Here is a 10,322-nt window from a genome sequence, read left to right as displayed (position 1 = left end):
GACGAAGACTCCACGCCGGATGACATGAACGATGAGGACGTTGTCAACGACGACGAAATCGACGGCAACGGCATGGAAGGCGGTGACGAAGACGACCACGATGTGGCGGACGTCATGGTACAGGCCTTCGACCTCGCGCTCATCAAGACGCTTGCAGCAACACAGTCTGCTACTGTTGAGCCTGGAGACACTGTAGTGTACACAATCACGGTGATCAACCAGGGCGACATTCCTGCTGATAATATTGAAGTAACCGATTACCTGCCGGCGGAGCTTGGCTTTGAGATGATGGCTGGCAACGGCATCGACGACAACTCAACTCTCGGCTGGTCACTGGTAGCTGGTAATCCAACAACAACCCTCACGGTTGCTGACGGTGAGCTTCCGGCTGGTGGTCTTGCACCCGACGCTTCGGTATCAATTGATCTCTTCCTGACACTGGCAAGCCCACTGTTGCCCCCAGGAACGCAGATCGACAACTTCGCTGAGATCAGCGATGCGACCGATGAGAACGGTGACGAGCAAACGGACGACGACTCTGTTTACGATACCGATCCTACCGACGATACGCTGACTTCCGATAACGAGGTTGACGGAGACGGAAACAACCCAGGCGAAGATGACGATGATCATGACGTAGCCAGTATCACGATTGAAGGCTTTGACCTTGCGCTGACTAAGACTCTGTCTCCAGGACAGTCTTCAGACGTGCGCCCAGGTGATACAATTGCTTACACGATCACGGTTATTAACCAGGGAATGATCGCAGCTGACAACATCCTTGTGACAGATTACCTTCCTGTGGACGGTAGCCTGACTTACGAAGGTGGAATTATGGGCAACGACGACGCCGGGTGGGCGCTCGTGGGAGCTAACCCACAGCGTACGCTGACAGCAGGAACTGAGCTTCCTGTTGGTGGTCTGCTTCCTGGAGAGTCTGCTTCTGTAGAAATCTTCATCACACTTGCAGATCCACTTCCTGCTGGAGCAATGATCAGCAACTTTGCTGAGATCAGCGCCGCTACGGATGAAAATGGTGATCCGCAGGACGATATCGATTCTACTCCGGATGATATGAACAATGAAGACGTTGTCAATGACAATGAAATTGACGGCAACGGAAATGAGGGTGGCGATGAAGATGATCACGATGTTGAAGTCGTGACCGTTCAAACCTTCGACCTCGCTCTTACTAAAGTGCTGAGTCCGGGACAGAGTGCGCAGGTTCAGCCTGGCGACACTGTATCCTTCGATATCATCATTACGAACCAGGGTGATATCCCGGCTGACAATGTTACGATTGCTGACTTCATTCCTTCAGGGATGACATTCGACGGAACTATTGCCGGTAACGAAGTCTGGACAGAATCAGGTGGAGTTGCTACGACTGTTCTTACTGTTGCCGACGGAGAAATCCCTGTTGGAGGAATAGCTCCTGGAGAAACAGCTACTGCTACAATCATGCTTACGCTTGCTTCACCGCAAGTAGCAGGCATGAGTCTGCGGAACGTGGCTGAGATTCAGGACGCAACTGATGAGAACGGTGATATGCAAACTGATGATGACTCCGACTACAACGTAGATGGTGAGCCAGCTGATGATATTGCAGACACTGACAACGACGACATCGACGGTGACGGGCAGAATGGAGGTGATGAAGATGAGTCTGACTTCGAAGAAGTTGAGATCCTCACCTTCGACCTTGCTCTCCAGAAAATGCTGGCAGCCGGCCAATCCAACATGGTAAACCCTGGCGATACGATTACGTACGACCTCGTAATCATCAACCAGGGGGCAATTGCTGCTGACAACATCCCCGTTGTTGACTTCATCCCTGCGGGAATGAGCCTCGACATGAGCTTCGGAAACTATGTATTCGATGCTGCTACCGGAACAGCGACTGATACCTTCACGGTAGCAGACGGTGAACTTCCTGCTGGCGGTCTCGCTCCTGGGACTTCGGCTACTTTCCAGATTCAACTTGTTCTTGACGTTCCGCTTGCTGGAGACCTTACTTTCCGCAACATCGCAGAACTGGGTGAGTCTACTGACGAAAACGGTAACCCTCAGGTTGATGACGATTCGACTCCTGTCGATCCGAACAACCCTGATGATATTGACGATACTGACAACGATGATGTCGATGGTGACGGACTCAATGGTGGAGACGAAGACGAATCTGACTTCGAAGACATCATTACCAATACCTTCGACCTGGCGCTTACTAAAGTGCTTTCACCCGGTCAGAGTCCAAACGTTGACGCAGGAGATACCGTAGCATTTACTATTCGGGTAATCAACCAAGGCACAATTGCTGCGGACAATATCCGGGTCTCTGACTACGCCCCATCTTCTGAAAATGGCTTTATGTTCGATCCTACCCTTAACCCGGATTGGATGGAGTACGCTGACATCAATGACACCACCTACCTCGAAACAATACTCACTGAGTTTGACGGCGCTGATGTGCTTGAGCCAGGTGCATTTGTTGAAGTGGAAATCTTCCTTACGGTCAACCCTGCTATGGAAGCGGTAATGCCACTGACAAACATTGCTGAAGTAAGCGATGCGACTGATGGTATCGGAAACGATGTAATTGAGGTTGACTCTCCAATGGATACAATTCCTGGAAACGACAACTTCTTCGAGGACAACGAAATCGACGGTAACCAGCTTACCGGCGGTGATTCTGACAACTCTGACCCTGCTACGATCCTGATTGGAGGCTTTGATCTCGCGCTCGTTAAGACACTTGCTGATGGCCAGTCCAGTACAGTAAGCGCAGGAGACGAAGTTATCTTCGACATTGAAGTGATCAACCAGGGAGCGATTACTGCTGATAATGTAGTAGTCGTTGACTACGTGCCTGCTGGCTTCGTATTCGATCCGACTCTCAACCCAGGTTGGAGCCTGAATGCGGACGGTAATCCAATTGATACCCTATCAGTTGCAGATGGTGACCTCTTCGAAGGTGGCCTTGAGCCTGGCGAACGGACAACCGTTCAGATTACACTTACTGTCGCACCTGAAATGTTCCCTGACTACACCATGGGTGTAATGGAGGATCCTGATGGTGTTGAATCCGGACAGGTACTGGTTAATGAAGCTGAAATTGTTTCCGCTACAGATGAAGAAGGAAATGAAGTCACCGACATTGACTCTACTCCTGATGATATCCAGGGTAACGATGGAGAGATCGACGATGACGACGAGAACGGAGGTGGAGACACCAACGGAGACGGAATCATTGACGACGATGAGGATGACAGCGATATTGCTGTAGTAACCGTAGAGTGTTACCAGGACCCAGGTGTGAGCAACACCATCCAGGTATGTCTCGGCTGTGACGAAGCAACCGTAGTTATCAACCTCTACGAATCTCTTGCAGGCCTGCCAAACATCGGAGGCGTATTCACCGAAGGTGAACTCTTCTTCATGGATGAAGACGGCAACCCAATCGCTGTAGACCTCAGTGATCCTGAGAACGTGGTAATTCCAGGAACACTCGACCGTTCACGTGACTACTCAATCGAATACACGATTGCGGCGGTGAACGACTGTCCTGAAATGACTTCTGTAATCACTATCGACATCATCGATATTCAGAACCTGTCTTGTACTGGTTTCCAGAATATTTCACTCGGTGAAGATTGTGAAGCTGAGATCACGCCAGACCTGATCCTTCAGGGTAACCTGTTCTGTGCTAACTCTCTCGAGGTAGTGATCCTGGATCTATCCGGTGATACGCTTCGCGATGCAGCTGGTTTCCCAACTGCAGTAGTAGGAAACGATCAGGTTAATCAGACACTCTTCGTAAGTCTTGTAGATCCACAGTGTGAAAACACATGTTGGGGACAGGTTACGATCGAAGACAAGAAACGTCCTGAGATTGAGTGTGCTAACGATGCAAGCGGATTCAACGGTGTTGATTTCATTTGTACTGACTTTGATGAAATCTTCCAGGAGAACATCGTCACTTATACAGGTGAGGCTGTTCCGGATATCCTTACTCCGACAGGTGTACCGGTTATTGATGACAACTGTACCCCGCTTGCGGAACTCGTTGTCGAATTCTATGACCTCGAGATTCCGAATGCTGATCCACAGTGTAACATCCGGACCATCCTCCGTACGTTCACAGTAACTGATCAGAGTGGAAACTCTGCAACCTGCGTACAACAGATTACGGTACGTCCTCCAACTCTGGCTGACGTGAACCTGCCTGATGTATCTGATCCGCTCGAGATCAGCTGTAGCACGACTTATGATGAGTTGCCGAACGGTAACCCCGCTCCAACTCCGGATGGTGAGCCAAGCATCACAACTGCATTTGGTACTTACTCGATTCCTGGAAACGCTGCTTACTGTAACCTCGCTGCAAGCTTCGAAGACTCTGAGCGTGTAGTGACTTGCGCTAATACGTTCAAGATTGTCCGGACTTACACCATCTTTGACTGGTGTGACCCTGAAGGAGAATCCATCACCTACTCTCAGGTAATAAAGGTTGGTGACTTCGATGCTCCGGTGTTTACTGCTCCAACCAACCTGGATGACGATGGCCTCCCGGTCACCGGACCACTTGTATACGGAACCAACGCCAACGATGAGTGTGCTGCTTACATCCGCCTGGATGACAACCGCATCACCCTGACTGACGATTGTTCCGCAAACATCCAGTTGACTGCAGAAATCTTCATCGACGGAGATCTCGACAGTGCGCCGATCGGTTCCTTCCTGATTGACCTCAATGACTCCGCTCCGGAGCTGTCGACGGCCATTCCGGTTGGTGACCACGTGATCCGTTACACTTACGTTGACGACTGTGGCAACATCGGCCATACCGATGTCGACATCCGCATCGAAGACCTCACTCCTCCGGTAGCTATCTGTGAGGACGGTCTGAACATCAGCATTACAGGCACCGACGGTGAGGGCTACGCCACACTGACGCCAGACATGCTTGACGCCGGATCTACTGATGACTGTAGCGGAGTAACTCTCGCTATCGCACGGGTAGGCGACAATGACCTGCCACTGGCCGGTGAAGTCTACAGTGATGAAATCATACTCGAATGCAGCGACGCAGGAGTCGTGCGCGTTGGTCTACGGGCAACCGATGAGCAAGGCAATGAGAACTTCTGCTGGCTCGACGTACTGGTTGAGGACAAGATTGCTCCTAGCTGTGTTGCTCCTGCTAATACAACCATCACTTGTGTTGATTACAACGCCAGCCTCCCGAACGACATCACTGAAGCTACATTCGCTCAGCTCGATGCACTCTTCGGTCAGGCAGGCGGTGCTGACAACTGTGCCACTACTATCACACAGACAGTATCTGGTACAATCAACAGCTGTGGTGTTGGTAGCATTACCCGTAGCTTTACAAGCACGGACGGTGCCGGCTTCACGAACACGAACGTTTGTACTCAGGTGATCGACGTAATCGGAATCCATGATTACCAGATTACATTCCCAACCGACGAGGAAGGTGATTGTATGGAGGTTCCGGCATTCGACGGCGTCATTGCTGACGAACTTGGCTGTGACCTGATCACTACTACTGTTGACGTTGATACCCTGCGTACACAGGATGCCGGAGACGAGTGCTTCAAACTCCGTGTGACCTACGATGTGGTTAACTGGTGTGAATACAACTCACTCGGTGAACCTTACCTGATCAAGCGTGACGCTCCTGGTGCACAAGACCGCACCCGTAACCCGCGTGACGTCGAAGAGGATCTGCTCTACGTGAACGTAACTCCTGGACCGGACAACGCAAGCGTCAACGACGATGTGGCCTTCTACAGCCTCATCAGCACTGACCGCACGTTCAACCCGGCTCCAAGTGCACAGGGTGATGTTGCTCTCGGTGACAACGGTGAAGGTGATGCAAACGACGATAATACCTACGGTAGTAACGTTTACAACAGTCGCGGCTTCTTCCGCTACGTCCAGTTCATTAAGATCTACGACGAAGTGGCACCCGAAATCACTTTCGAAGAGCCTGCTGAGTGCTTTGCAGGAAGTGGTGATGGTTGTCTTGCAACCGTAAGCCTTGACTACACCGTTACTGACGAGTGTTCTACTCCGACCTCTACCGTTGAGCTTGACGCCAACTACGTGGTTGCAAATGGCTTCCAGCCGGACAACGCAACTGCACTTGGCATCACGATTAACATCGTAGTTGATGACTCCACTGGTCTGAGCACGCTTACTGCTACCAACGTTCCTGTTGGAGAGCACGCGGTTCGTATCCAGGCCAATGATGGCTGTGGAAACACTGACGTTCAGATTATCGAATTCTGTGTAACTGCTGACCGTACTCCGACTCCGATCTGTATCCAGACCCTCACCGTCACGCTCATGAGCGATGGCGACGGAGGTGGCATCGCTGCCATCTGGGCTTCTGACTTCGTTGCCTCTCCAATCATCGATTGTGACGGAAACGTAGTTGAAGACTACAGTATCTACCGTTCTGACGAAGCGGGTGCTGCCGGCTTCACCCCCGCAGTTGGCGATCTGGGTGTAGACGACATTACTTGTGATGACCTCGGTGACCTCAGCGTACGTGTCTACGCCTTCGACGGTGCAGGCTCGACGCCTGACTACTGTGAAGTTATCGTTGAAGTACAGGACAACGCAGGTCACTGTGAAGACGGAACCACAGGTAACATTGCCGGTGTAATCCTGACCGAGGAAATGGAAGCTGTTGAGAATGTAGTTGTAAGCCTCGAAGGCTCCAACGAAATTCAGCGCACCATGACCACGACCAACGATGGTATCATCAGCTTCACGAACCTGCCGCTGGCAGGTGACTACACTGTTGCTCCTTCTCACTACACTGACTTCCTCGAAGGTGTCCGTACTTCGGATATCGTTCGTGCAACACGCCACATTCTGGGTGTAGCCGATCTGGAAACACCGTACCTGAGGATCGCCGCTGATGTAAACGGTGACGAGAGTATTGATGTCGGTGACATCATCACTATCCGTAGCCTGATCCTCGGCCTGATCGATGTGTACCCGAACGACGTACCTAGCTGGACCTTCGTTCCGGTCGGTTACGACTTCCCGGCGCCGGTTAACCCATGGGCTGAGGAATTCCCGCAGGTATCTAACTTCAATGACCTCCAGGCTAACATCACTGATGCTGACTTTATCGGTGTTAAGATGGGTGACCTGAACCGTTCCGCACGGCCTAACTCCCGCACGCCCGTTACTCCACGGGATTTCCGCGGAGACCTTGAGCTGGAACTTGATGAAGTAGAGATGATCCAGGGCGAGACGTATACTGTACCCGTTACGGCGGCTGAACTCACTTCTGTGGATGGTTACCAGTTTACCCTGGAGTTCGACCAGACAGCGGTGACGATTACCGGCATCGAACCCGGCCTGGTTACCAACGCCAACTTCGGCTGGCGCTTTGCCGACCGCGGCCTGGTAACTACCAGCTGGAGCTGGACTGGTACGGATACACCTGCAGACTGGACGGGTGAAGAAGTGCTCTTCTCCCTGGTAGTACGTGCCGAAGCCAACGGTAAGCTTAGCGAAGCCATTGATGCGGGTAACCGCTTCACGGAAGCAGAAGCTTACAACCGCAATGGTAATGGACTGCGCAACCTGACCTTCGTATTCAACGAGGAAGTGATCGAAGTCGCTGGCTACAAGCTTCTTCAGAACGTACCTAACCCGGTTCGCAGAGAAACGGTGATCGGTTACGAACTGCCCGAGGCGCACGATGAAGTTGTGATTGCCATCACTGATGCAGCCGGACGCCTGGTGCGCGAAGTTCGTCGTGAAGGCGTAGCTGGCTACAACAGCGTGACCCTCACCAAGCGTGACCTCGGTAATACTTCCGGTGTGTTCTCTTACACGGTTACCGCTGGTGACTGGGTAGCTACGAAACGCATGGTGATCGTTGAATAAACAGATAGACAGATTCCCGCCCCGGCTTCGGCCGGAGGTAGATGATTAATAAAGAAGCCCGCTGACTCCGGTATCCGGATCAGCGGGCTTTCTTATTTACGTGCTTTCAGGCCAACAAATGAACTGTAACAGGTTGAAATCGCGAATTTGCAGTCACAATGAATGCCTTGGCGCGAACGCAGGTGCACAGAAGGTTGAAGGGGCACTGCAGAAACGAACCTGAATGCGAAGAGATTTGCCCTTAAAACGTGTTTTGCACCCGCGTCCTCGCCGGAAATTGTATAATTAGCTTGAAAACCACCATAAGTGAAGCTATTTTGGCGATGTCTGCCACTCTACAGCCTTAAGAGGCCTTATCTTTGCGGATCAATCAGCTACAATCTATGTACAATCTAATCTTATTTGGCCCTCCCGGCTCTGGTAAAGGAACTCAAGCAGAACTATTAGTAAAGCAGTACGGGTTTCTGCATATCAGTACTGGCGATATGTTCCGGTTTGAACTCAAGAACAATACGCCACTCGGTCAGGAAGCAAAAGTCTATATGGATCGTGGGGACCTGGTACCCGACGCCGTAACGATCGCGATGCTGCGCAAGCGGGTAGAGCAAAACCCGGACGTAACGGGCATCATTTTCGATGGTTTTCCCCGTACAGACCCACAGGCGGAAGCACTGAACGAGTTAATGAGTGAGCTTAATACCCAGATCGATGCTCTGGTATTATTGGACGTAGATCAGGAAGAAGTAGTTCAGCGTATCATGGCCCGCGCCGCCAGCAGCGGCCGTGCGGATGATATGGACGAGTCTACGATCCGGAAGCGTTTCGAAAATTTCGTCAATTATACGACACCGGTATTTGCGTACTACGATAAGTTAGGCCTTGCACATAAGGTAAACGGTATGCAGAAGATCGTCAAGGTTGCCCTCGCGGTCGATCAAATCGTATCTCCGGAACTGGAGGATTAGCAGGCTGAGCCCTGAATCATTACAAACCAACGTAGGCTTATCCGCGTTATTAATATCTATGGCTAACGGTAACTTCGTAGACTACGTTAAAATATACCTGCGCTCCGGAAACGGAGGGCCTGGCTCGGCGCATTTTTACCGGGCAAAAGGAATTACCCACGGTGGCCCCGACGGTGGCGACGGTGGCCGTGGAGGTCATATCATCCTGAAGGGAAACCGGCATCAATGGACGCTGCTCGGGTTTAAGTACCGGAAGCACACCAAAGCTCCGCACGGAGGCAACGGTAGCGAGAACAACCGCCACGGCGCCAACGGTGAAGACGTCATTCTGGAAGTCCCACTAGGGACCATCGTTCGTGATGCCGAAACCGGAGAGGTGGAATTCGAAATGACCCATCACGGCGAGATGAAGATTCTCGTCCCGGGTGGCAGAGGTGGCAAAGGGAATACTTTTTTCAAATCTTCTACCCACCAGACGCCACGCTACGCCCAACCCGGCGAAGAAGGTATCGAAACCTGGAAGATTCTTGAGCTGAAGGTCCTCGCTGATGTGGGGCTGGTTGGCTTACCCAACGTAGGGAAGTCTACCTTGCTCTCGGTGGTTTCTGCCGCGAAGCCTGAAATCGCCAATTACGAGTTCACCACTCTGGTGCCGCAACTCGGGATGGTTCAGTACCGCGACGGTAAGAGCTTTGCCATGGCCGATATCCCGGGGATCATCAAAGATGCTCACCTCGGGAAAGGGCTGGGGCACCGGTTTTTGCGGCACATAGAACGCAACGCCAGCCTCTTGTTTTGCATCCCCGCCGATGCGGACGATATGCAAGGGCAATACGATGTTCTTCTCAACGAGTTACGCGAGTACAACCCAGAACTTCTGGATAAGCCCCGCCTGCTCGCCCTCACCCGCGCTGACCTGGTGGATGAGGAGCTGAAGGAAATGAGGAAAAACGAAATCCCCAAGGGTATTCCCCACATCTACATCTCAGCGGTTACCGGAGAAGGTATCACGGAACTGAAAGACATGCTCTACAACATGATCATCGCCAACCGCGAAGATTATGACGGTAAGCAAATCTCGATGGAAGAAGAATAACTTCTGAGCATCAGGAGGCCAAAAAACAGGCCCGCCGGACGATGTCTGGTGGGCCTGTTTTTATTTCAGGTCTTTGCCGTCTGGTGCCTGAAGGCAGGAAGTGTAATCTGAAGCCAATTCCCTCCGTGGCAACCTGTGTGTATCACGATATGCACGGATTTCCCTCTCCCCCGGCCCCCAGGGCTAACGCATACTATAAAATTAATCTAGCCGGGATTGTTTTCCGTTATTGAGTCATGCAAAATAAGGAAACGACCAATCTCCCCCTTGATCCATTACCTGGAGTCGATCAGATTCCTGACCCAAGAAACGCTTGTTTGGTTCACCATCCACTT

The 10,322-nt window shown here is 51.7% G+C and carries 3 protein-coding genes; all 3 read left to right on the top strand.

Going from position 1 to position 10,322, the window contains the following annotated elements:
- Positions 1-24: 24 nt before the first annotated feature.
- The 3 genes from FUA23_RS21675 to obgE all read left to right on the top strand — a co-directional run bounded on the left by FUA23_RS21675 (position 25) and on the right by obgE (position 9,987).
- Complete coding sequence (locus FUA23_RS21675) at positions 25-7,926, top strand: DUF11 domain-containing protein (protein ID WP_222707079.1); 7,902 nt, start codon at positions 25-27, stop codon at positions 7,924-7,926.
- Between the two features lie 383 nt (positions 7,927-8,309).
- Positions 8,310-8,891 carry an adenylate kinase gene (locus FUA23_RS21670; protein WP_147932875.1) on the top strand — a complete coding sequence of 194 codons (582 nt, stop codon included), beginning with the start codon at positions 8,310-8,312 and terminating at the stop codon, positions 8,889-8,891.
- A gap of 58 nt (positions 8,892-8,949) precedes the next feature.
- A complete protein-coding gene (obgE, locus tag FUA23_RS21665) occupies positions 8,950-9,987 on the top strand; it encodes a GTPase ObgE (protein WP_147932874.1) in 1,038 nt (345 codons plus the stop codon).
- The last annotated feature ends 335 nt before the right edge of the window (positions 9,988-10,322 follow it).

It is taken from the genome of Neolewinella aurantiaca (genome assembly GCF_008014675.1).
Taxonomy (GTDB): domain Bacteria; phylum Bacteroidota; class Bacteroidia; order Chitinophagales; family Saprospiraceae; genus Neolewinella; species Neolewinella aurantiaca.
The sequence above is the reverse complement of the archived record's forward strand: the minus strand, read 5'-3'. Positions and strand labels throughout refer to the sequence as shown.

Excerpts from the sequence above, each read along its gene's own strand:
- FUA23_RS21670 (WP_147932875.1), top strand. The coding sequence starts at position 8,310 with ATGTACAATCTAATCTTATTTGGCCCTCCCGGCTCTGGTAAAGGAACT.
- FUA23_RS21675 (WP_222707079.1), top strand. The coding sequence starts at position 25 with ATGAACGATGAGGACGTTGTCAACGACGACGAAATCGACGGCAACGGC.
- obgE (WP_147932874.1), top strand. The coding sequence starts at position 8,950 with ATGGCTAACGGTAACTTCGTAGACTACGTTAAAATATACCTGCGCTCC.